We start from the raw sequence: 24,583 nt of genomic DNA, 5'->3' as shown, positions 1-24,583 counted from the left end.
AGCATACAGTATGTCTTAAAATTCCCTGAGATTGATAAACCAATATTTTTAAATTTGATAGTCTAAAAAATGGAATTTTACGCGTTTTTTTTAAAGCTGTCAGGGAATTTTTTCTTAAAACGAATGTATTTGGTCGATTAAATGTAAGTTTTGTCTAAATTAAAGATAATTTTAACATTATATGTATTGCGTAATCAAAGTAAGGGTTTACCTTTGTAGTAGGTTTTAAGAGTAGGGTCTTACAATGAATTTTTTGTGTAATATATTTAAGTTGGTTAATAAATATTGTTATATTCAACTGTAAGGCCTAATATTTGGAAAGAGTCACTGAGGAGTGGCTCTTTTTTTTGGTCTTTATTTTCTTACCTTTTTAGCTCCTTCTACTACTTTTTGTTTTAGTCCTTCTTTATAAGCTATTACTTTATTAAGAACACTAGTATTTGATGATCCAATAATCTGAGCAGCAAGAATACCAGCATTTAATGCTCCATCCAGTGCTACGGTAGCTACTGGGACTCCACCTGGCATTTGCAATATTGATAATACAGAATCCCATCCATCAATAGAATTAGATGATTTTACAGGCACTCCTATGATTGGTAATGGAGATAAAGAAGCTACCATGCCAGGTAAATGGGCTGCTCCTCCAGCTCCTGCAATAATTACTGATATGCCTCGGGTATGTGCGTTTTTTGCGTAATCAAATAATTTTTCTGGTGTACGATGCGCAGATACAATATCCACTTCAATTTCAATTTCAAAATCCTGTAGTATATCGATTGCTTTTTGCATGACGGGCATATCGCTGGTACTTCCCATTATTATTCCTACTTTACTCATGTATTGCTTGTTTTAAATGATGGATGCTTTTATAGGTTATTAATGATAAAATAATATTAATCATTTACTTACTCACTAATAACCTTAATGGTTTTTTTTACTTTTTCGGCAATTATTCGGGCTTCATTAATATCTTCATTTACAATAGTAACATGCCCCATTTTTCTAAAAGGTCGTGTTTGCTTTTTGCCATAAATATGTGGAGTCACTCCTTTCATTTTCATGATAGTTTCTATGTTTTTATATAGAACATTACCTGTATGTCCTTTTTCACCAACAAGATTAACCATAACACCTCCTACTTTACTATTTGTATTTCCTAATGGCAGATCCAGAACAGCACGAATGTGTTGTTCGAATTGATTCGTATAACTGGCTTCAATACTGTAATGACCACTATTATGAGGACGGGGAGCCACTTCATTAATAAGAATAGCATCTTCTTTTGTTAAAAACATTTCTACAGCTAATATTCCAACATGTTCAAATGCTTTGGATACTTTTTCGGCAATTTTTCTTGCTTTTGTTGCGATCTGTTCATCAATTCTTGCGGGACAGATTACATATTCTACCTGATTTGCTTCTGGATGAAATTCCATTTCTACAACTGGATACGTCTTGATTGTACCCTTTGGACTTCTGACGACAATTACCGCTAATTCATTTTTAAAATCAATAAGCTCTTCAGCGATGCATTCTGTATCAGGAAGTTTTGCAACATCAGAACCATTACGTACGATTGATACTCCGTTACCATCATATCCTCCTTGCGTACTTTTCCATACAAAAGGTAATTTTACCTTATTATTGGTTATCCCCTCTGTTAAATGCGCTTTATTAGAAAATCTAATAAATGCTGCTGTTGGGATGCCTTGCTCTTTATAGAATAGTTTTTGTTTTCCTTTATTTTGTATTTTCTCCAGCGTTTTAGGACTAGGATAAACTTTAGTTCCTTCTTTTTCTAACTGAAGAAGTGCTTTAAGATTTACCGTTTCAATCTCAAAAGTTAATATATCTACTTTTTTTCCAAATTTATAGACGGTATTATAATCCGTAAGATCACCTTGTTGAAAATGATTGCAAGCAATGCTGCTGGGCGCTTCCTTGCTGGGATCCAGTATATGTGTTTTGATATCATATTTTCTGGTTTCATAAAGCATCATTTTGCCTAATTGTCCACCACCTAGTATGCCTAACGTAAAATCTGACGAGAAATAATTGATCATTATGAGAATAATAAAAATGTATACGGATGCAAAAATAATTTTTTCAAAAGTAAAAACAGCAATAATAGGCGGTAAATGCAATCGAAAGTCTTATTTGGAATCACTATATTTGCCGCTTTACAATTAGAATGGCTGCGTGATAGCCTCTGGATACAATGGTTACATTACACGATTTACAGTTTACACCTTATATTGCCGAAGAAAAAATTACGAAGGCAATTGATGTGATGTGCGATCAATTAAATCAGGATTTTGTGGATCAGGTACCGCTGTTTCTAGGTGTATTAAACGGAGCATTTATGTTCGCATCCGAGGTCATAAAGAGATTTGACCATCCTTGTGAAGTAAGTTTTGTGAAACTGGCTTCATATACGGGAACTAGGACGACCAATCAAGTACAGGAACTTATTGGATTGCAAGAAGATATATCTGGAAGAACAGTGGTCGTCTTAGAAGATATTGTGGATACAGGAACTACAATTACCGAGTTGATAAAACTGTTACAACAAAAAGGGTGTCAGGATATAAGAATTGCCACTTTATTTTTTAAACCAGAAGTTTACAATAAGCAAATAATAATAGATTACATAGGGATAGAGATTCCTAATCAATTTATCGTAGGATATGGATTAGACTATAACGGACTGGGTCGAAATCTTACAGAAGTTTACCAATTAAAAGCAAAAACCATGACAAATTTAGTGTTATTCGGACCTCCGGGAGCAGGAAAAGGAACACAGGCAGAAGTACTAAAAGAAAAATATAATCTGGTTCATATTTCTACAGGAGATGTGTTTAGATACAATATAAAAAACGCTACAGAATTAGGCGTATCTGCAAAATCATATATTGATAAAGGACAACTGGTGCCGGATGCGATAACGATAAAAATGCTAAATGCAGAAGTTGATAAAAATGAAGACGCTAAAGGCTTTATTTTTGATGGTTTTCCTAGAACAGAAGCACAAGCAGCATCATTGGCAGAGTTTTTAGAAACTAAGGGCTCAGAGATTACCGCTATGGTTGCCTTAGAGGTAGATGATGAGGTTCTGGTACAGCGTTTGTTAGAAAGAGGAAAAACCTCTGGTCGTGTGGATGATGCGGATGAAGCTGTGATTCGTAACCGTATCAAAGTATATTATGATGAGACGGCAATTCTAAAAAACTACTATCAGAAAGAAGATAAATATTATGGAGTAGATGGTGTAGGGAGTGTTGATGAGATTACGAATCGATTAAGTACCGTAATTGATCAACTTTAAATATAAAGTTATCATAATGGCCAAGCGAATATGCATCATTCTATGCTTGGGTGTTTTTTTGTCATGCGACACTAAACTTAAGGAAATCCCATTAGATGAGATTTCTAAGGATCTAAAATGGAATGCAGACAAATCAGCAGAAAGTATTTTGGGATTTTGTGATAGTGAGGAAGACTTTGAAACTTTTAAGATGAGGTCTAGTGTCAAGTCTCGTATGCACATTCATACCGGTAAGTATAATTTAGCTTGTTATGTGTATGCTAATGATGTTTCTGAAATAAGTTTAGGGAAGCTCTATAGGGTGAATAGGCTTAAGGGTGGCGTTAAAAAATTTAAATATAAGTTAGCAATTAAAAGTCAGAGATTTGAGTTTATGGAGCTTCATGTAGATTTGAATTCTGAAAAATTTATTGCAAATTATAAGATATACGGAAAAGAGAAAGGTGAAGAATGGATTTCTGTATTAGATGATTTAGAACTGGAGGTACGAAAAGTGGTTAAAGAAAATAAGTAAACAAAAAGAGCGTAGCGAAAAATGACGGAAGGCAATTTTGTAGATTATGTAAAGTTACATATATCCTCTGGTAAGGGAGGGAAAGGTTCTGTACACTTACATAGAGAAAAGTATATTACCAAAGGAGGTCCTGATGGAGGAGATGGTGGTCGTGGAGGTCACGTGATCTTGCGTGCTAATCCTAATATGTGGACACTCCATCATCTTAAGTTTAAACGTCATTTTAAAGCAGGTCATGGCGCTCATGGTAGCAAAAGCAGAAGTACAGGAGCTGATGGCGAGGATGTGTATATAGATGTACCACTTGGAACAATTATCCGTGATACAGAGACACAGGATATTCTACACGAAATAGTAGAAGAAGGGCAAGAAATTATCATTGCTAAAGGAGGAATGGGAGGCCTGGGGAACTGGCATTTTAAAAATTCTGTAAATCAAACACCCAGATATGCGCAACCAGGAGTAGATGGTCAGGAATTTGATGTTACCTTAGAATTAAAGATACTGGCAGATGTAGGACTGGTGGGATTTCCTAATGCTGGAAAATCTACCCTATTATCTGTTATCACATCTGCAAAACCTAAAATTGCAGATTATGAATTTACGACCCTAAAACCTAATCTGGGTATCGTGGCTTATAGAGATTTTCAGACCTTTGTTATGGCTGACATCCCTGGGATTATCGAAGGAGCTGCAGAAGGTAAAGGGATAGGTCATCGTTTTCTTAGACATATTGAACGTAATTCTACATTATTGTTTCTTGTCCCTGCAGATGCGCCTGATATCAATGAACAATATGAGATTCTTCTGGATGAACTACGTAGATATAATCCAGACCTATTAGACAAGGAACGTCTGATAGCGATTTCTAAATCTGATATGCTGGACGATGAACTAAAAGCAGAAATCAAAGCAGAATTGGATGTTCAATTAAATATACCTTATTTATTTATCTCCTCAGTGGCGCAACAAGGGTTACAAGAATTAAAAGATCGTCTTTGGCAAATGCTAAATGATTAAACTTAAACGTGTTAAATTAAATACATCTCTTATAAGATATCAATGTCTTGCTTTCTTTCCGTTTACCACTAATTTTTTAGTGGTTTTTAGCATCTTATATCGTTGAATGGGTATTTTGAATCAGTATAGCACTCTCTATTTACAGGTATACACTAGCAAAATAATCACTATTGAATAGTTTATCTATTTGATAGCCATTGTTTTAATTTTACAGCCAGGCTTTATATAAGCTTATACACCGTTTTTGATATGTATATATAATGCTTGTCAATAAAGAAAATGTGTCTAAACGTTTACTAATTTCCTTCTTACGAATACTAGTTGATTAACAAATATTAACTTTAATTAAAATAGTTTTAACCCATATTAAATAATAGAATGTCGGTATTATGGTTATTCTATTATCAACCCCAAAAAAAGAGAAAAGAATGAGGACAGTAAGGTTATTCAGTATTTTAGTAGTATCCGGTGTATTAGCTATATCATGTAATCAAAATGAAAAAAGTAATGATGCACAGAACAATAGCGAAGGACTCATTGCTCAGGCATCCATTCCTGTTGAGGAGAAAATACCTACTATACAGGAAATAATAGCTTCTGATATAGGATTTACTGAACTAAAAAAACTAGTTCAATCTTCTGAGTTTGAAGAAATATTTAACCAAAAGGGACCGTACACTATTTTTGCTCCGTTAAATGGCGCTTTTAATAAATTACCAAAAGGAAGTCTTGAAAATATACTAAAGCCAGAAAACAAAGATCAACTTTCTGCAATTATGAACTGTCATATCATTCCCAGAGTTATTAATGAAGCAGATATGCAGAAGGCAATAGAAGAAGGTAAAGGAAGTATTACTCTAGAAACAATTAATGGAACTAATTTGATTGCCAGTTTAAAGAGAGGGAAGATTTATTTGATAGATAAAAATGGAAATGCTGGTAGATTAATGACTACTGATATTGAAGCAACTAATGGAATTGTTCATACTATAGAATCAGTAATGTTACCAAAGGATAAGAAATAATTAAGCAATACTAATTGCTTTATAATAATTTTGAGCTGTAATAGTTTATGTGTGATAAGCCTCTCGGATTTTATTCGTTGAGGCTTATTTTTTTAGATTCTATTTTGATCACTAGAATTATGTTAAGGAATTCCTTTAGTTTCGATAAATTATTTACAAGTTTAGGTAAAGATTTTCTGGAAATCTTGCTTGTCTGATAACACAATACCATTTGTTAAGCACAATGTCCGATGTTAGCTCCGTTAAGAAATAGTTCCTTTATATATCTATCGTTTTTTAATTGGAGGCACATATATTGATGAATTGTTATCCTTTTTTTTCAATGAGCTAGACCTGTCATATAAGATAAAACCCCAGCGGTATATACTGAGGTTTTATAATACCAGATCATAAAATAGTTCCTATTCTTTGATGATTGTAGCTTCTTTGTGAAGCGAACCATCACTATAAATTTTAAGAAAGTACATTCCTGTGGTTAAGTTATCTCCAAAACGGATTTCATTTTTCTGAGTTTCATTACTGATAATAGTATGTATCTTTTTACCTGAAATATCATAAATATCTAAGGTGATCATACTATCAACCCATGTATTCATAGGTATTGTAAAATAAGTATTACTTGGATTAGGAGAAATACGCAATGCTGAAGTTTTTGATCCACCTGTACTTGATGTTTTGTTGCAATTAGGTGCAGTATCTGATTCGGTAAAATATAATGAATATGCTCCTGTTTTAGAGACCATAACAAAATCATTATCTATAATGCTTACATCATATAATCCATCTAAGCCTTCAATACCACTTCCTTCAAAATTTAATGATGGTTGAGTATTAGCAAATGTATGGTTAGATATTGATTTTAAATTGATCCACCAGGACGGACTTCCGTTATTCGTATTAAAAGATAACTGCCATAGCCCATTGTTATACAGATCCCAGTTAATAGTGAAATTGGTAATGTTTGAAACATCAGGACCTCCTGTCCCGATACTATATATACCAGTATATGAACGGTTAATCGAAGGGAGCGGAGTAGAGATAGGTGTATCAAAAACACATCCGGAGGTGCCACCATCTACCGTTTTGACATCAATATCAATTCCTGCAGAAGCAGTACCACCACTAGTATTTGTCACTTTGACTACTGCTGTATAAGATCCATTATTGGTGTATATATGTGTAGGTGTTGCTCCAATACCAGTAGAATTGTCTCCAAAATCCCATTCATAGGTGAGAGTTTCATCCTGAGGGTCATAAGACTTCGAGGCATCAAAAGAAACACTTAATGGAGCTTCTCCAGTACTTACGGATGCTTCAGCGATTGCTGTAGGAGCGTGTATGACGATATCATCATCCGTAGGAGGATTCCCTTCATATCCTTCTTGTCCGGCTTTAGTTAATGATAGTATAAGGTATCCATCTTTAGTAGTGATATTTTCAGGAACAAAGTCTGCCATATTCTCTGCAAACGTATGATTTGCCTTTGTCCACGTATTGGTATCAAAGATTTCAAAATTATCTTCCATGGTTGGAGTGGTTGAAAACGAGCTACCATTCCATTCATAAAATTTAATCCAGTTGACAAACATATGAACCGGTAATATATTTTCATTAAAAGCTCCAACCCATTCTGGTATATTTGGATTCCAGATATTAAATCTTAAAGAAGTATCACTCGTCATAAGGGCAGCCTGTCCACCTGTTATAGTTCTTGCGACCATACCATCTACGCTCCATACTACAGCATTAGGTTTCCATTCGATGGTATAGGTGTGATATGTTTCTCCCAATCCATTTTGTGGATGTATACCTTCAGTTCTGGTTAGGTTAGTGTTTCCTTGTCCTGTAATTAAATTAGATTGCCAGGAATTAGCACCATCTTTGCCAAAAACTTCGATATCAATTTCTTCCCAAAATGTGGAGGGTAGTTCAGAACCTTCTTTAAATGTAAAAAAATTAGAAATAACACCACTACCTGTGGCTGCAAGCATTCTAATTTCCATTTTACCGTATTGATATTGATTTTCGGTATACACTTCTCCGGCTTTATATGTTTTATTTTGTGAGAAAATGCTTCCATAACACAACAATGCTATGCCTACAAGGATCGCTTCTTTTTTGAACATTATATAAAAGGTTTTAAGAAAATTTTATAGAACCGTAACAGATAAGAAAGGTATTTATTGTTTAGGTACAGAAGATTTTCATTACCTATTGAATGATCCTTCTTTCATTGATTCTTGTTTCCTCAAAATCTCTGGGTATATCGGTAGGCGGTGTGAATTGAGTAGTATCTGTGAGTGAATTCATAAAAGCAATAATGTCTGCTATTTCTTTTTGTGTAAGATCTAATGGGTCTGGAGATAACGTTTGATGTGATACTGATATACCAAGTCCAGCTCCTCCTCCCTTGTTATAGAAGTCCATCACTTCTTCTAAGGTATTATAAACTCCATTGTGCATATATGGAGCTGTTTTTTCTATATTTCGTAATGTTGGTGTCTTAAAAGCATTTTTATAAAAATATGCTACATCTTGTGTTACTCCATTTCCTAATCTACCTATGTCATCATCAAGTACCCAAGGAGCATTATTGGCATCAGGTACCCCGAGTACTTCTGCTTCACTTTCTACATATAGTGGTGGTACTAATCCTGAAAAAGTAGGTAAAAAATGACAGCTAGCGCAGTTGGCTTTTCCTGTAAATAAATTAAAACCTCTTTTTACTTGTTCAGGTAATGTTGCAGTACTTCCTTGAAAATAATGATCTACAGGGCTGTCAAAAGTATTTAGTTGCATTACGTAGGCAGTCAATGCATAATCTATATTGTTTGGTCTTATAGGGTCTTTGTAATCAGGAAATGCATTGTTAAATAATGATGTGTATGTTTTACTTGTTTTCAATTTCGAGATAATTGATATATAATCAGAATTAAATTCGTCTTTATTGAGCACCACATGTTCGAATTGATCTTCGAGTCTTTTAGTCCGTAAATCGTGAAAAAATCCAGAAGCAAAAGTAACATAATTAAGAGTCATTGCATTACGTTTTAGAGGGTAGCCCGTATTAGAGACACTGGTAGCTAAACCATCCGTAAATGCCTTATCGGGTGCGTGACAGCTAACGCAGGACATCGTGTTATTTCCTGAAAGTACAGGATCATAAAAAAGCAGTTTGCCCAAAGATGCTATTTTGTTATAGTTAGAATCATTAGCAATACTTACATAATAGAAAGAATTGAGAAACTCTTTTTGGAATAGTTGTGTCGCTTGGTAGTTGACAGCCAGGGGGTATGTTGATACTTCATCAATAGTTTCATAATCTAAGGTCAGATGTATATCTCTTATATTTTTATACAGTGGATGAACGACTGTTTTAATAAATAAAAGCCTGTCAAATTCTTCAAAACTCTTATGGGTTACTTGTGCTAGTCCTTGCGCCACTATTTTGTTAAATTCCTTTAATAAAGAACCTTTTCTAATACTGGTAAGCTCTCCCTTATAAAAGGTCATATAAGTCGATAAAGTTGCTAACTGCGTCTTTGTATCAGTAATTCCTATTTGCGTACCCGGAGTATCAAAACCTGTGATACCTAGTGTAGTTAATCTAATAAGAGCTTGTCTCGAGGCTTCAAAAAACTGACGGTCTGAGATACTACGTACGCTTAAATATTGTTTTATTTGTTTAACGTCATTTGCTAATTTTGAAGAAAGGGTTCTTAGTTCGTTGATTTCAGAAATAGATAATGAGTCTACTCCTATGAGTTCATCAATAACCTGTAGTCCTTTAGGTTTTAAAATAGTAAGATCCGCAACTTTTTTCTCTAGTTTAGGCAAGGGTGCTCCATTGATCATTTTGTCATACGCTTCTTTATCCAGATATTCTAGTAAGAAGCCAATCTTATTGGCTTTTACACGTAAATGCTGATATGATTCTTGAAGTGAGTTTCTGTCCTTAGTTTTCAGGAAACTATTTGTAGTGCTGTAAAAGTCTTCAGTAGCCTGATAAAAGCCTTTTAAATCCTGTTGGAACTGCTCATTTATGTTGCCCATCGCTTTTTCGATATACGTAGTATTACTTTTTTTAGGGCTATAAACAGCGATGAGTAAAGAGGAAAAAAGAATACTTGCAAATAATAGTATTGAATCTGATTTCATAAGAAAGAGATATTTAAAAGTTGGGTGAGTGTAGCACCCAACTTTTAAATAGGGATTAAATAAATTATTGTATTATGAGTTTTTTGGCATCACCTTCTTTTGTTTTTAGAAGGTAGGTACCTGATGCCATTCCTGTAATATCTATAGATTTAACATTACGGTATACAGCAACACGCTCTCCGGCAATATTGTATAAGCCTACATCTGTAACTTTATTAAAGTAGACGATACGTTCTGTAGGATTAGGATAGATCACAAAATCATTTGCAGGTGCATCCTGAAAATCTGGGTTAGATAAGGTTTGCATTGCAGCAAAATCATCAAATCCTGTAATCGCAAAGGTCAGGGAGTTATTATACGGAAAAGGGTTAGCGCCATCCGGGTGTTGAGAATTTACCAAAACAGATTTACCATCTGCTGTAGCACAAGCTCCTGTGATTTCTGCTCCTCTTGGAGTCTGAGTAAGACGAATAAGGTTATCTACTGTTGGGTTTTCTACCGCCATATCCAGAATATACATTTCGCATATTCTATCGTCTGGATATTCTATTGGAGTACGACCAAAAGAGGTTCCGTTAAGGTCTTCGTTAATTAACATATAGGTTTTAGCTACACCTTCTACAGTAACATACAGCATGTTTAATCCATCAGGGTTAGAAAGCTGCTTAGAAGGATAATTTTCTAATTCAGGACTTTCTGCAAAATAAGGACCCCCTTCTACATAAATATTTACAATACCTGTTGCCGGATCGTATTCTAGAACTCTTCCATAATAATCCCAGTATGCAGGGTCATCCGGACCTGTGGCACCTTGATCTATAGCTCTTTGGAGATGGTGAGGAGCGTACACACCTCCTGCTGTTGCTGCTCCTTCCCAGTTACTGGCCGGATTGTCACGTCCTGTTTCAGTCATATAAATTTTTCCAGTATTTTTATTGATAGTAATCCATTCTAAGCGATTAAACATTGTTGCTCCTGCGACTACCGCTTCTGCACTAAAATCTAACATCTTGTTAAAATCAGTATTATCAATTTCTACCCAAGGTTCGCTACCCGCATCGTGTTTGTAAACATAGGTGGTACCCTTTGTAAAATCACCCGCTACATCAGCAACAAATTTTGTAAAGAAACCTGGTGTAGCATCAGCCCCCATATATACTGTTTTGTTGTCATTAGCGACAGTCCCTCCTTCAAAAGGTTGACGACCCCAATTATATTGCTTACGGATGGCTTTTGCATTTCTTGGATCAATCTCTACCATCCAATTAAAGTTCTGATATTTTGGAATGGTTTGAAAATTTGCCATATCAAATTCTGTATATTTAATCGTAAAATCGCTGATATCACGAACTCCATTTCCATCGGCGTATATATCATCATTACTCCCTCTGAACCATTCTTCTGCCGTCCAGATGCGACCGTCTACATTAGAATTGATTCCTCCGCAGTTCATACCAGTTTCTCCTACAGCGCTAAAATCAACATTGAAGAAATCACCTTCACGTCCGTCACTTAATTTTTGCGGAGTTACATAAAGTTCATCAGTACCAGGTTGTCTTGCCATAAGAAAAGAAGTCATTCCTCCACCATCACCGATTTTATCGTCTGCGATAATCATTTCATGGTTAATAGAAACCCAACCAATAGCATTAGGGTCATCTACACAATCTTCTTCTGTTACCGGGGTAAATCCAATAAAGTCATGCCATTGTTTTGCAGGAACTTCTTCATTAATTCCCGTTTGTACCATATCTTCTCCACCTATAAATAATACTTGGTATTGAAATGGAGAAGGTGGAACGACTACTTCTGTAGCTTCCCAATCCATATCGACAAGATTAGAAGGGAAGTCACTTTGTGCTATCGAGGTCATATGGATAGCTAACAATACTAACAGTAAAATACGTTTCATTCTGTTTTTTAGTTTAATGATTATAATTGATTTGTTTAAAGAAATCTAAAACTAAAGAGAGATTGTTATCAAATCTTTAACTGCAGTTAAAAGAAATGTAAGCTTACTGTTAAATAGATAAAGACAAGTTTATTAAAATGAATAAAAACCTGCAAGGAATTAAAAATTTAGTAACAGAGTAAAATTATTTTAGAGATAAAATCCCCTGAGGTTTGTCTGGTAAGTATTAATTGCACTGTCATGTACGGGTAGTTTTTTGTTATGCCATTGCAAGAACTTTTTATGATGGCAACTACAAAACACCTCTATTTAGACTCTATCTTAATAGGAAATATTACTGAGTTTGGTTCTTAAAAACGATGCATAGAACCTTTTTTACATTTTACGTTAAATGTTTTATTTTTAGTGGTCAGATCCAAATAATTTATAGAAGAAGTCATAAAAAATAAATTATAATATATAAACAGAGTTTCCCGTTCTATATTTTCAGAAAGAGAAACTCTTATTGTGCGATCTTTATAGGATATGTATATTTTGATACGCGTTTTTCTATTTTATTTGGATAGGCATTTTAAATTTTAACCACCATCTTACCTGTATTAGTGCCGTTAAACAGATCAATAAATGCCTGTGGAATATGTTCAAAACCTTCTACAATGGTTTCTTTGTGTGTTAGTTTGCCTTGTTGCAGCCATGTTGCTAGTTGTTCAATTCCTTCAAGAAATTGCTTTTGATAATTACTTACAATAAAGCCTTGCATCAATGCACTGTTTTTGATCAAAAATGTTTGAGGGCTCATACTTGTTGGCATTTCTTTTTCATTATAATCAGCAATAGCACCACAGTTAATAATTCTTGCAAATTGATTGATATGAAAAAGTACGGCATCCGAAATGGCTCCACCCACATTATCCCAATAGACATCAATACCATCAGGACATACCTGGGCAAGTGCTTTTCGCATATCATCTGTTGTTTTGTAATTAATGCCTTCATCAAAATTAAAATCTTTTTTTAAGGTATTAATTTTATCATCCGTTCCAGCAATACCAACGACTCTACATCCTTTAATTTTTCCTATTTGTCCCACAATGCTTCCTACAGCGCCAGCTGCTCCAGATACTACCAGCGTTTCACCTTCTTTTAGCTTACCAATATCTTCTAGTCCAAAATAGGCGGTAAGCCCCGTCATACCTAGGACACCCAGATAGGCAGAAAGTGGCATGTCCATTTTTTTTACTTTTTGAATACTAGCGCCGTCAGCTATTAATAGCGTTTTCCACGGTAGGTTTCCTAAGACATAATCTCCTTTTACATACCTGTCATTTTTAGATTCAATAACTTCTGCAACGATGGCAGAGGTAATTGGTTGATGCAGCTCAAAGGGAGGGATATAAGATTTTATATCGCGCATACGGCCCCTCAGATAAGGATCTACAGAAACGAACAAGCTTTTTAAAAGGACTTGATCTGTTTCTATTTCCGGAACAGTTTCTTCAATAAATTTAAAATCAGAGTGTTCAGGAGTTGCTTCCGGTCTGTTGTTGAGTAGAATTACTTTGGTTTGATTGCTCATGAGTTGCTTTTTCTTTAAAATTAGATAAAATGAAGAAAAAGTACGTATTAGTTATCTTACATTAAGATGGTTTTAACGATCTTTTATACTAAAAAAGAGACCGCCCTTTCAGATGGTCTCTTTAAATATCACTCATATTTAAGTCTGGTTAAAAAAATCGTATACGATTAGTTTTTAATAAACCTAATCGTTTGTTCTGATACCTTTACAAAATACATCCCTACTGGTAAAGCATCAATATTTATGCTGGTTTCTGCAGTGTCTATTACCTTTACACCAATCGCATTATAAATCTGAATTGTTTGCCTTGTTGAAACACCAGAGATATTAAGGACACTTTTTGCAGGATTAGGAAATACCAATAGTGGCGTTAACTCAGTTTTTTCTGTGAGTTCCTCAACAACTTTTTCTTCTTGAATGATTCTGTTTGTATCAGAAGAAATTTCTTCAATAATAAGAGAGCGGATCTCATTTGCAAAATCAATATTTGTTAAACAAGTATCTGATGTAATTTCTACAAAATCACCATCAAAGTCTTTCTTATCATATCCGATCATTCTAAAACCGGCAGTTATTTGAACCGCAGAGATATCTTTTTTATCTGCACCTAAAGCGATTAAGTGATCTTCTGTATAGCTTCCTGCACCTAATGCTACAGACCATCCTTGTAAACTACAATGATCATAAATCGTAGCAGCAGGATTTTCACCAGGTATTGTTTCTACAATAACTGATCGTATTTTATTTTCATAGTCAGTATCTTCCAGACAGGTATCTGCTGTTAATACGATAGCGTCTCCTTTTATATCTTTTTTCTTGAATCCAATCAATCGATAGCCATTAGCTATTTCTGCTCCTGAAATATCTTTTTTATCTACTCCCAGATCTTCCAGATCATCTTCATCATAACTTCCTACAGGTAGTCCTACGATAAAACCTGTTAAATCACAGCGATCTAATACCGTAACAGGATCAGCAATAGTTATTGTGGTTGTTCCAGTAAATCCTCCATCATTAGTAGTTGCTGTAATTGTTACCTCACCATTAGCAATAGCGGTAACTAATCCAGTAGCATCCACGGTTACAATACTTTCATTATCACTGGTCCATGTAATAGTTTGATCTGTTGCATCGGTAGGATTTACCGTAGCTATAACCTGTATGGTATCACCAATTACTAAATCAGCAGTCTCTGGAGCAAGTGTAATTCCGGTTACTGTAATTGTAGAAGGGACACTAGTTTCCTGAGCTCCGATATCCACAATAGCTCCTTGAACTCTGGGATCACCATCATAGTCAGTTTCATCAGCAACTAGTGTAATAGCACTACCTGCATTTACAGCAGCAGAAGTATCCGGAATTTCAAATAAGTCATTGTTTAGATCAATAAAACTGGGATCAGCGAGTACAGAACCGGTAATTGTAAGTGCGCTCCCATTAGCGTTTAACTGTTCTGCTTCGGTTACAACAGTACCAGAAGTTTTATAGAATAAGTTATTGGTTATGATGTAGTTGGTAATATTAGGAGCTATATTATCAAATACAGTAATTCCGACTCCATTTGTTGTGGAACCTTCAATACCTTCTATTAAATGAATGATGTTGTTTGAAATTTCATTACCATCTCCTTTGCTTAAAGCAATTGCAAAAGTGTTAAATGAAGTGAGACCTAAAGTATTATTATTATAAAATACATTGTTTCTAACGATACAATTGTCTACAGAACTAAGTTCTGTTTCGCCTTCAGAAGTTATAGATCCCATAAACATTCCGGATTGTAAATTATCTCTAGCAATGTTATTTACCAGTGATACATTTTCAGCTTTGTTGCCTCCACCTACTTCACAACCAATAGAGAACCCTGTGCCTGAACCGGAGACGATATTTTCCTTAATAACAACATCTCTACAACCATCACAATAGATACCCGCTGATACAGCTACAGCGGATACAGCATTTGTTACCCTGTTACCACTAATTACGCCGTTTCTTGCTTGATTTAGTTCCGGATAATTGGTGTTTAAGAATTCTCCGGTTTCAAAGTCTTGTACATAATCAAAATGTCCTGCTGCATCAATACCTATATTAGTAACATCGGTTACTGTGTTACCATCTACTAAGAATCCATCAATATTACCTATAAGTGTAACACTTTCATTGGTACCCGTAATACAATTAGTCACGGTATTATTCAGGATATTCATATTTGTAATTTCACCATTGGTGTTTACAATACCACTACTGGTTGGGTTTTTGTTACCTAACACAATAATAGCATTCGCTCCAAAAGCGACACCACTGTCATCGATAGGATAAGCAGTAGCATCAGTACTCCACCCTATATTAGTAAAGGTATTGTTTTGGATCGTGTAAGTATCTCCGGATCCATATACAAAGATTCCCCGAGAATCAGGACCATAATTATTTCCTATGGTTAGGTTCTCAATAGTGATATTGGTATTATCGACCAATACGATTAATGATATACCAGCATCAACTGCCGTTGCATTTCCTTCTATAATCGCCCCATCTCCATAAGAACCAATGGTGATGTTATTTCTCCCTTGTAGAAATATAATATCCTCACTGGTTAAAAAAGTAAAGGTTCCCTCCAGCAGAAGTGTGTCTCCATCCACAAGTCGGTTAATTGCAGTCCGTAAACTCACAGGTGTCGTGGGTGTGGATACCAGATCAGGATCAGTACTTCCATCCGGAGAAGCATAGCGAATCGTTTGCGCCTGTAAACCTACGGTTAAGAAGCATAAAAATGTAATAAGTAAGATTTTTTCATGACATAATGTTTTAATTTTAAGAAAAATACATAATAATACAAAAGTATTTAAATATTATTAATAACTAAAAGAAAGAAATTATTTTAACTTTTCTTTCTTTTAGTTTCTTTTTGGGTAACCAATTAGAATGTTAGATATATGTGGTGAAATTTCGAAAAGAAATATTGATAAGGGAATTTATGTCAATCTACTACTTAGAGTAAAGAATCGACCAGGATGGATGTAGATGGACAATGAAAGTCTCGGTAATCAACGATTTTAATATCGACTTTATTAAAAATTCAGGTAGAACCGCTTACTATTGTTAAACAATGTCCTTTTTCAGGAGAACGTAACTCCTGCTTTTGTAAAAATATCTTTAAGTTCTTTTTTAATCGGAAATGGTTGTAAGGGCGGGACATTGGATCCTCCCGGATTTCCTACAGGAATTTTCCCTACAAATGATTTTATACCTCCAAAAATTAGGCGTGGAATCTGTCCTATAACTTCTTTACCACTTTTAATTTTAATACCGAATTGTAACATTTTACAATGTACAAAAGTATGAGCATAGGGATATTTTTGTCCGATGATATGAGCTCTTTCCAGATGATTCCAGGCACTTTTTAAATTTCCGTTGGTGTATTCTGTTTGGTATGTTGCCAATTCTGTTTTGTAATATGGTTTTAGATTTTTTGGCATTGAGGTGTAGAATTTCATTTCTATTGATTTAATTGTTTACCAGGTCTACAATACAATGTACTGTTATTTGCAAAATGCTGAGTTCTGGTTGTATCAATAAAGGTATTAATCTTTAGCATAAGCACCAGATGAATATGTTAATTCATAACTATGGGTGTAAATTTCAAACACTATACCAAATGGATCTTCTACATAACACATCTTGAATGGTTTTTCATCAGGATAATACTCTCTTATTGGCATCCTTTGCCTACCACCATAAGACACTATTTTTTCTATTAATTCTTCAATATTTGGATCTTGTACACAGAAATGAAAAAGACCTGTATTAAAAGGATTAAATTCAGGTGCTTCTTTTATTCCATTGGGGAAAGAAAATAATTCTATTCCAATTCCGTCTGAAGTTGCTAAATGAGCAATCTCAAATTCAGTCCAGTCATTTCCAAAAACGTCAATACACATTTGCCCAATAGCAGTTTCCTTTTCTTTTTTTACTTTTGAGGGTTCCATAATTATATACCAACCCATAACTTCTGAATAGAATTTTACAGCTTCATTAATATTTGGTACAGTAATGCCAATATGCGAAAATGATTTTGGGTAATTTTTAGTAACTGTCATAAGTATTGATTTTGGTTTCCAGGAAGGATTGAATGATGCTGATTTTCTGATGTATGGGTAACACTAAATTTATAAATCCGTGTTATCTCTATTTCTTGTTTAAGATATTGAAATTTAATATCTTAACAAAAGCGACCTTACACTTTTTTTGCATTTTATGATCAACCGATTATCGCTGTGTTGAGGTTTCCCACCAATGGATAAACTCTTTAAATTGGTTGTCTGTAATTGTATGTCCCGTGTCTTTGACACGCATATGGACTTTTATGTCATTTTCTTTTAAGAATACCTGCATTTTTTCGGCCAAACGTATGTCAATTCCTTTGTCTTGTGTCCCATGTGTTATAAAAAAAGATAACTTGCTACACGTATCAGAAATTCTAGTATCCATTGTATCAGGTAACATACCACTGAAAATTCCTATAAAATTGACTACTTCAGGATTTGTTAAAGCTAGATTTAACGAAAGTATAGCTCCTTGACTAAACCCTGCAATCGCAATTTTTTCTGTACTGATCTTGTGTTTTGATTGGATCGTTGTTATAAAGTATTCTATTTTTCTGGTGCTTTCATCCATTTGTACCACATCGGATAGATATGGTTTCTTAGTAACGTCAATATCATACCAGCGATACGCATTTTTTTTAGACGTAAAAGGAGCTTCTATGGCAATTACTAACGTTTTTTTAGGAATATATTTAACAAAATCATTCCACATATCAGTATTACTATTCATTCCGTGTAATAGAATTAAAAGTTGATCATTGACATGATGTTCACCCTTCAGAATTTTGTAATTCAATGCTGGGCTTTCACTTACACACGTTGCAAATGAAAAGGTAGAAAGTAATAGTATTGTAATTTTACAAAAAAATAAAAGCTGATTTAAACATTTCATGAAGTTGTTTTTATTTTATAGAACAAGGACTTAAAAAATTTAGTGGTATTATTTTTTAAAAAAAGATATTACCAGCCTAGTTTTGGTGAAGTAAATGATTTCCATTGTTCATTTATTTTAAACATTTCACCCAATTTACATCGAATCGTATCTCCTCCTGATTCCATTAAAATAAAGGTTTCCGTTACATAGATTTTTAATCTCTCATCATAAAGTTCTTCTCCTTCTCTTTCTCTACCAATATATTTCAGATCATTAAGTTGTTTTTTACGTATCAGTTTTTCTTTGAAAGCAAGAACAGATTCATAATATTTATCTCCTATATAGGAAGGCTTAATATTTCGTTTTTCTAACTCTTCAGGTATTCCTCGATACGAAAAGTTATTCTTTTTCATATAATCGACTGTTTTTTGATCTGGTGTTATGCTATAACAATAACTTTTTAGATTTTCCGTGTTCGCATCTTTTAGAGATACTACAAAATCAGCGTATAGCACATCTAAGTCAGCATAGCCATCTTGTGAATTGCAACTAATTAGTGAAAGTGTAACGATTAGTAATAAAAATTTAAATTTCATTCTGTTAGTTTTTTTATGATAGCTAATGACTCGATTGTAGCCAATGTAAGATTACAAATAACTCATTTTTTTTGAATTAGTACCTAACAAAATTATTTATTTTTTCTTTATTCTTACAAATGTCAAACTCTCATGCCAGGGTGTATTGCTGGTTTTGATAGCCTCACTTTTCGCAGAGGATATACCTCCATAAAATGCATAAAAAATAACCTGATTTGCTATGCGTTTATTAATAAAGAGCGTTGATTAATTTTATACAGCCATCATTTCTGTCTACAGTATTTTTAATTCTTTAGCTATTTCAATTCGCCATTTTTCTTGTTCTTCATTTTTAGCATTGTATTCGTCAATAGGACAATTTAATAGATTAAATAATTGTTCTGCATTACAAAAATCTAGTTGTTCAGCTACTTTTTTAAATTGATGCATAGTGATTTCATCATCAATTGTATCCTCAAAATACTGAATCAGAATATCCATTAAAAGTAAATTCCAATTAAGTTTATAATCATCATAAACTTTATCATTTTCCAGTTCAAAATGGATAATTTTTTGAATGGTATTAGTATATGCCAATACATAAAAAGACTCTCCTTCATCATATATCGGAAGAATGGTAAAACCTTTGAGTATCTCATAATTTGAAATGGTTGGTAAATAGAAATAGGCTCCTTCTACTGGTTCAATACGAAATTCTAATTCAGGTATTTTTCCTATATTTTCTACAAAAAGTCTGGGAGCTCCAAATTTTAGTAACTCGTGTATTCTTTCTTCTTTTGGAATTAATTTTTTCATAGTATACTTGACATATTTGTATAAAAATAGTTTCTTGAATAGGATCGCTCGTGTATCAAACACCAATGATATAAAGAATGTAAGATAATTTCAGAAAATAGTTAAAACAGATAAAGAATCTTATCACAAGGTTTTATTAAGAGTCATTTATAGGCATCGATGTGATGGTGATTAGAAAATAGACGTGTTTACAATAATGTAAAAGAGAGTTGTGCCACAACTAACATAGTTATAAAAAATTACTTTGTTACAAGTTTTTTTATTCCGTTTGCAGGAATACACATTGTTTCGGAGATATAACGATTTGGAATATTCATATAAGCGACTGATGACGCGACACAGCTCATACAATCGACATTAGAATTTGTAAACTGATAGATATCCTTTGATCTATTATTGTCTGGATCCATGCTATCGTATACAAAAGTTGTTGCTTTATAAACATATCCTTTTTGAGTATTACTTATTAATTCTGATTCACCCCAAATTGATTCTAAGTAATAACCCTTGTGATGTATAAAAGCATCTTCATCTATTTTTTTGTCAGTATAAAAGCATTTTAGAATTAATCCCGAGTGTTCTTTTTCTAAATTATTGATAAGCTCTACATCTGATCTAAAGGTGATGAAAAAAGAGTTTTCATACGCATCATTTTTTTCTATTTTGATAAACTCCAGATGAGCGATTGGTATATCATGCGTGCATGAAAACATCAATAAAGAAAACGTTATAATCAATACATATTTCATAGTTTTTATTTTGAATGGAATAATTTTATTGGATGAAGGAGCATGTAAAATGTAAAAGTATTAGTGCCTTTTGGTAGGTTTAAAAATATATAATCCGCTCCATTTTAACAACCGGGGCAATCACTAATATTATACATTATAGTGCTTTCTTTCTCAGGTATTATGATTTTTTCGTTTGCCATTTTTGGAACCAGTTAGGTCTTATTGCTATGTGGTGTTTATTATATATGTCATAGGAGAGCAAAATATTACCTAATTATCGACATTATGTGTGCATTGGTTGCTAACTTTTACTTTTTACAAGCATCACGTCTTCATTAATATTCAAGAATCAATAGATTCATCACTTAGCTGCTATGATCATGTATATAGTGTTAGCAAATATACTTTTTAGAAACTGAATTCTATTACTACAATCCGTTTGTGGAAATAGTCCTTAAAATCAGGATTAGAACGTAAAATTCCGTTAACCACCAGTTCATTTTGCATAATCCCAGCAGTTTCTCTTTTCGTCCAATATTTTTTAATTAAAGAGTCAGAATCTTTTATTTTGTGAAGAGCTCTCATATATTTTCCAACTCTATTAACTTGTAATCCGTAGACAGAATCTTTTGTATATATATCATTCCATAATCCACTTTCCTTGAATTCAGTATTTGTTTTGTCAGATTGGAATTGGAATTTATTCCAGTCAGTCGTTGAGCTCGAAATCATATCCGTTAAATATTGTCGATAAGCCTTTTCGGCAGTCAAATCAAGATAGATTTTGCTTAAGTTTTTTTCAAAGTCAGATACAAGTAAATTCAGAGATTTAGTTTCTCTTTCTCCTAGTACTTTCTCAAATTCAGGGATTCTATTGTCACCTTGTTTTTGAGAACAACTAAAAGCTAAAATCAGAATGAGAATTAGTAAGAATTTCTGCATATTGGTTTATAAGTTTGCTAACGTGTTTGTATATGGTTAGTTGCGTGTTTAAGTACCTAATTTAGCAAATAAAAACCGAATAGAAAATCCGCGAGGATTTTCGTAAGTAGGCGAGAACTAGCTATTAATTATAACGGTGTTGTAAAACGTTTTTTTTAATCAATTGGGATTTCAATAAATTCCGAGATTACTTTTCCGTTTTTAGAATTTATCTTTATCACTTTCGATTGGTTGTTTTTTAGTTTGTTTTTTAAAGTCCAAATTAGTCTTCTTTTTTCATAATCAATGTCCCAAAAATATATTTTATTCAGTCCATTTTCATTTCCAATTTCAAGTGCTTTTTTCAAGTCAATTTTTGTCTTATTCTGCAGAACTTTTAAATAAGGTTCTAAAATTTCTTGAGTGTCTTTTTTATTCCAAGGTGTTGTGCAATTCAGATTAAAAGGAATTAACAATTCGGTCAAACCAAGTTTTCGATGAGTTACTTTGTAATTCAGCCAGAACTGAATCGCTAGATATTCAGATTCTTTAAATTTCGCTAAACTTATGCGTTCAAGTCTTTGTTCTGCATTTTGGACTTCAACTATTGTTTTTGATTCTATAAACTCAAAATTGGATTCAAATATGTCTGTGCCAACAGCAAATTTTAATTTTTCATTAGCACTATTTTCTGCGCAATAAATTATTCCGTCGATGAAATTTTGAGAGTTAGAAACTCCAAAACTCAGAAGCAATAAAATAGTTAGCAGGATTTTCATTCAAATGTTCGTAAAGGGACATGGTTAGTAAGAAAATTAAAAATAGCAAACTTTTGATTAAACACTTAGCAATTTTTTTTATTTTGTTCTTTTAATGCCAAATCAAAAGATTTGGCGACTTTGTAAATAAGCTACGACCTTTCGGTTAATTACCAATCGCCCTATTGCTACATATAGTGTTGTAGCACGTTAATTTAATATGCTCTGAGTTAAAATAATTCTTCTAATACTTCTGTTGTCATCAAATGGAACTATGGTTGAAGAATCTAATTTATCATTTTTTATGAAATCAATTTCTGGTTGTTTAGAAGTATTGATTAAATCAACATATGTGCCATAATCTAAAGAATATATATTATATCTAACACCTGGATTATCTTTGTCAGAATAACCTTTCTTTACTAAATGAATAACCCTTGCATCAAATAACTGTTGTATAATAGGATGCCTTTCTAATTCTCTTGAAACAAGAAACGAACGAGCTCTTTTATTGCCAATAACTTCATCTATAATTAGCCTTATTTTTTGATGTAAAATATCATCTAAATTTTTAGATTTATCATTTTCAAACCATTGTCGTCCTGATTCGATGATAGTTTTTTTATCAATATTTTTTAAGCCTTTTCTCTGAGCATCAAAGAATGCCAAATTAAAAATGTTTATAAAATCTCTAATAACACCTTCGGATGCACGAACTAATTCGTTAAAAGCAGGCTTTCCTGAAAAAACACCTTGAATAAATTGATTTGAAGTTTTGATACTATAAGTATCTTCTAAGTAGTTAACAGGAAGTTCTGAAATTATATGTTTGTATAATATTTCAGTAAATACTTTTGTGATTTCCGTAGGGCTTCTGTCATAAACATAATATTCATCTATATCTAAATTAGTACTTATGTCACTTCCTAATTCGAAACCTATATAATTATGTTTCTCTCTAGGGATTGTGAAATTTGATCTATATTCTAGAGAACCTATTTTTAGTGTTACTTGAGGAGATGGAATAAATGATTTTTTGAAAAATTCTGCCAAAAATGGTTGGATATCTATCGGTATTGCAGACCATTCATCAATTATTAATATCAATTCTGTGTCAGCATATTCAAGAATCTTTTTAAATGGTAGTTTAAATCGGGAAAAATTATTTTTTCATATTCTTCCTTATCAAACGCTATAGTTTTTTCATTTCCATCATTGGAACTTTTCGTTTTAGCAGATGTAATTCCGACATTCTTAGTATCTATTTTAAAATCTGTAGTTCTCGATGTTTCATTATTTTTTAGAATCTTTACGTATTATTTTTTTACTTTTTTGAATTTCTCCTATGGATGCTTTTGAAAAATCATCCAATGAATTGAGAGCTAACTCAGAGTTCTCATTAGGCTCGTAAGCTATATGATTTAGCAAAGATTCATAAATTTCATTTAGTACATCTATGAATAGAGAAGAGCATCTATGAGATAAGGACAACCTTGTGTCAGAGAATTGTGGAGAACTTCCGAGTATTCTACAATCAATATAACAGACGGTTTTATTTATATTATCTCTGTATTCATTTTGCAAGTATTTTAAGATGTGAGTTTTTCCAGTACCTCTTCTTCCATATAATATTTGGTTATTATTATTAAGCAATTGAGGTAAAATACCTACTTCAACATATGAACTAATTATTTTATTTATATCCCTCTGCCTTTCTGCTCGTTGAGAAATACTTGAAATGGCTTGAATTACTTTTATATCTTTAATCATAATATTTTCTCAAATTTGCTACAACACTAGTATATAATCACCAAGGTAACTTTATTTCTCTATCACTAGATTTGTAACTACCATTCTTATTCTTATTACGAAGCTACTTTAACCCCCTCATTATTTATTGCATAAAACCGCAAGAGTTGTTCTTTAGGTATCAAAAGAACCATTGCATAATTTTTAATGATTTGGTTAGCCATTCAATTCATTAGATGATGTTTTTGGTGTTTCTTTGACTAAATATGCGCCTGCAATTGCCATGAGCCCTAAGTAAATTGGGACTGCTGACATATATCCGCCGCAATCGCTTGAAAAATTGCCAGTCCATTTAGAACTTAAATTTTTCAATTCTACAATTCGCCCAAAATCATTAGAAAATAGATTTAGAATAAATAATAAAACCCCAACAATTGGAGGTACTAAAAGAATCATTCCGATAATCTTTTCAGCTATTGGTTTACTCCAAATTTGTTTGTTTTTTTCCATGTTTAGTATTGTTGGT

22 protein-coding genes are annotated in these 24,583 nt (G+C 33.2%); 4 read left to right on the top strand and 18 right to left on the bottom strand.

Annotated features, from left to right (window positions below):
• Window positions 1–354: 354 nt before the first annotated feature.
• Together purE and ABD816_RS06285 are read right to left on the bottom strand one after the other, a co-directional pair.
• On the bottom strand, window positions 355–840 hold the full coding sequence (purE, locus tag ABD816_RS06290) for a 5-(carboxyamino)imidazole ribonucleotide mutase (protein WP_344925672.1): 486 nt from the start codon (window positions 838–840) through the stop codon (window positions 355–357).
• Between the two features lie 68 nt (window positions 841–908).
• Window positions 909–2,066 (bottom strand): 5-(carboxyamino)imidazole ribonucleotide synthase, encoded by a 1,158-nt coding sequence (locus ABD816_RS06285; RefSeq protein ID WP_344925670.1) that lies wholly within the window; start codon window positions 2,064–2,066, stop codon window positions 909–911.
• A gap of 155 nt (window positions 2,067–2,221) precedes the next feature.
• Between ABD816_RS06285 and ABD816_RS06280 the strand changes: the two genes are divergently transcribed.
• The 4 genes from ABD816_RS06280 to ABD816_RS06265 all read left to right on the top strand — a co-directional run bounded on the left by ABD816_RS06280 (window position 2,222) and on the right by ABD816_RS06265 (window position 5,887).
• The gene (locus ABD816_RS06280) at window positions 2,222–3,328 is read left to right on the top strand and encodes an adenylate kinase (RefSeq protein ID WP_344925669.1); all 1,107 of its coding nucleotides are present in this window, start codon (window positions 2,222–2,224) and stop codon (window positions 3,326–3,328) included.
• Window positions 3,329–3,344: 16 nt separating this feature from the next.
• Window positions 3,345–3,842, top strand: coding sequence for a hypothetical protein (locus ABD816_RS06275; protein WP_344925668.1), 498 nt, complete (start codon window positions 3,345–3,347; stop codon window positions 3,840–3,842).
• 21 nt (window positions 3,843–3,863) lie between these two features.
• Window positions 3,864–4,862 (top strand): GTPase ObgE, encoded by a 999-nt coding sequence (obgE, locus tag ABD816_RS06270; RefSeq protein ID WP_344925665.1) that lies wholly within the window; start codon window positions 3,864–3,866, stop codon window positions 4,860–4,862.
• A 428-nt stretch (window positions 4,863–5,290) separates the two neighbouring features.
• A complete protein-coding gene (locus ABD816_RS06265; RefSeq protein WP_344925664.1) occupies window positions 5,291–5,887 on the top strand; it encodes a fasciclin domain-containing protein in 597 nt (198 codons plus the stop codon).
• A gap of 401 nt (window positions 5,888–6,288) precedes the next feature.
• Here ABD816_RS06265 and ABD816_RS06260 read toward each other — a convergent pair whose 3' ends face one another.
• The 16 genes from ABD816_RS06260 to ABD816_RS06185 form a co-directional block, all read right to left on the bottom strand.
• Window positions 6,289–8,013: a family 16 glycosylhydrolase gene (locus ABD816_RS06260; protein ID WP_344925662.1), complete on the bottom strand. Its 1,725-nt coding sequence runs from the start codon at window positions 8,011–8,013 to the stop codon at window positions 6,289–6,291.
• A gap of 85 nt (window positions 8,014–8,098) precedes the next feature.
• On the bottom strand, window positions 8,099–10,045 hold the full coding sequence (locus ABD816_RS06255; RefSeq protein ID WP_344925660.1) for a cytochrome-c peroxidase: 1,947 nt from the start codon (window positions 10,043–10,045) through the stop codon (window positions 8,099–8,101).
• 64 nt (window positions 10,046–10,109) lie between these two features.
• Entirely contained in the window at window positions 10,110–11,957 is a 1,848-nt protein-coding gene (locus tag ABD816_RS06250; protein WP_344925658.1) for an alkaline phosphatase PhoX, read from the bottom strand.
• Window positions 11,958–12,528: 571 nt separating this feature from the next.
• The gene (locus ABD816_RS06245; RefSeq protein ID WP_344925656.1) at window positions 12,529–13,533 is read right to left on the bottom strand and encodes an NADP-dependent oxidoreductase; all 1,005 of its coding nucleotides are present in this window, start codon (window positions 13,531–13,533) and stop codon (window positions 12,529–12,531) included.
• A gap of 167 nt (window positions 13,534–13,700) precedes the next feature.
• Window positions 13,701–16,199 carry an Ig-like domain-containing protein gene (locus ABD816_RS06240; protein WP_344925654.1) on the bottom strand — a complete coding sequence of 833 codons (2,499 nt, stop codon included), beginning with the start codon at window positions 16,197–16,199 and terminating at the stop codon, window positions 13,701–13,703.
• A 447-nt stretch (window positions 16,200–16,646) separates the two neighbouring features.
• The gene (locus ABD816_RS06235; protein WP_344925653.1) at window positions 16,647–17,024 is read right to left on the bottom strand and encodes a DUF3703 domain-containing protein; all 378 of its coding nucleotides are present in this window, start codon (window positions 17,022–17,024) and stop codon (window positions 16,647–16,649) included.
• A gap of 87 nt (window positions 17,025–17,111) precedes the next feature.
• Window positions 17,112–17,627, bottom strand: a complete 516-nt coding sequence (locus tag ABD816_RS06230) for a VOC family protein (RefSeq protein ID WP_344925650.1) — start codon at window positions 17,625–17,627, stop codon at window positions 17,112–17,114.
• Between the two features lie 169 nt (window positions 17,628–17,796).
• Window positions 17,797–18,525 (bottom strand): alpha/beta hydrolase, encoded by a 729-nt coding sequence (locus ABD816_RS06225; protein WP_344925648.1) that lies wholly within the window; start codon window positions 18,523–18,525, stop codon window positions 17,797–17,799.
• Window positions 18,526–18,593: 68 nt separating this feature from the next.
• Window positions 18,594–19,103, bottom strand: coding sequence for a hypothetical protein (locus ABD816_RS06220; protein WP_344925646.1), 510 nt, complete (start codon window positions 19,101–19,103; stop codon window positions 18,594–18,596).
• A gap of 273 nt (window positions 19,104–19,376) precedes the next feature.
• Complete coding sequence (locus ABD816_RS06215; protein WP_344925644.1) at window positions 19,377–19,898, bottom strand: hypothetical protein; 522 nt, start codon at window positions 19,896–19,898, stop codon at window positions 19,377–19,379.
• A gap of 239 nt (window positions 19,899–20,137) precedes the next feature.
• Entirely contained in the window at window positions 20,138–20,647 is a 510-nt protein-coding gene (locus tag ABD816_RS06210; RefSeq protein WP_344925642.1) for a hypothetical protein, read from the bottom strand.
• Window positions 20,648–21,037: 390 nt separating this feature from the next.
• Window positions 21,038–21,571 (bottom strand): hypothetical protein, encoded by a 534-nt coding sequence (locus ABD816_RS06205; RefSeq protein WP_344925640.1) that lies wholly within the window; start codon window positions 21,569–21,571, stop codon window positions 21,038–21,040.
• A gap of 155 nt (window positions 21,572–21,726) precedes the next feature.
• Complete coding sequence (locus ABD816_RS06200; RefSeq protein WP_344925638.1) at window positions 21,727–22,329, bottom strand: hypothetical protein; 603 nt, start codon at window positions 22,327–22,329, stop codon at window positions 21,727–21,729.
• Window positions 22,330–22,518: 189 nt separating this feature from the next.
• Window positions 22,519–23,415 (bottom strand): hypothetical protein, encoded by an 897-nt coding sequence (locus ABD816_RS06195; RefSeq protein WP_344925636.1) that lies wholly within the window; start codon window positions 23,413–23,415, stop codon window positions 22,519–22,521.
• Between the two features lie 186 nt (window positions 23,416–23,601).
• A complete protein-coding gene (locus ABD816_RS06190; protein WP_344925634.1) occupies window positions 23,602–24,078 on the bottom strand; it encodes an ORC-CDC6 family AAA ATPase in 477 nt (158 codons plus the stop codon).
• Window positions 24,079–24,273: 195 nt separating this feature from the next.
• Window positions 24,274–24,567, bottom strand: coding sequence for a hypothetical protein (locus tag ABD816_RS06185; RefSeq protein ID WP_344925632.1), 294 nt, complete (start codon window positions 24,565–24,567; stop codon window positions 24,274–24,276).
• Between the last annotated feature and the right edge of the window lie 16 nt (window positions 24,568–24,583).

Origin of the sequence: Aquimarina addita (assembly GCF_039539305.1) — a bacterium.
GTDB lineage: Bacteria > Bacteroidota > Bacteroidia > Flavobacteriales > Flavobacteriaceae > Aquimarina > Aquimarina addita.
This window is presented reverse-complemented; position numbering and strand designations above follow the sequence as displayed.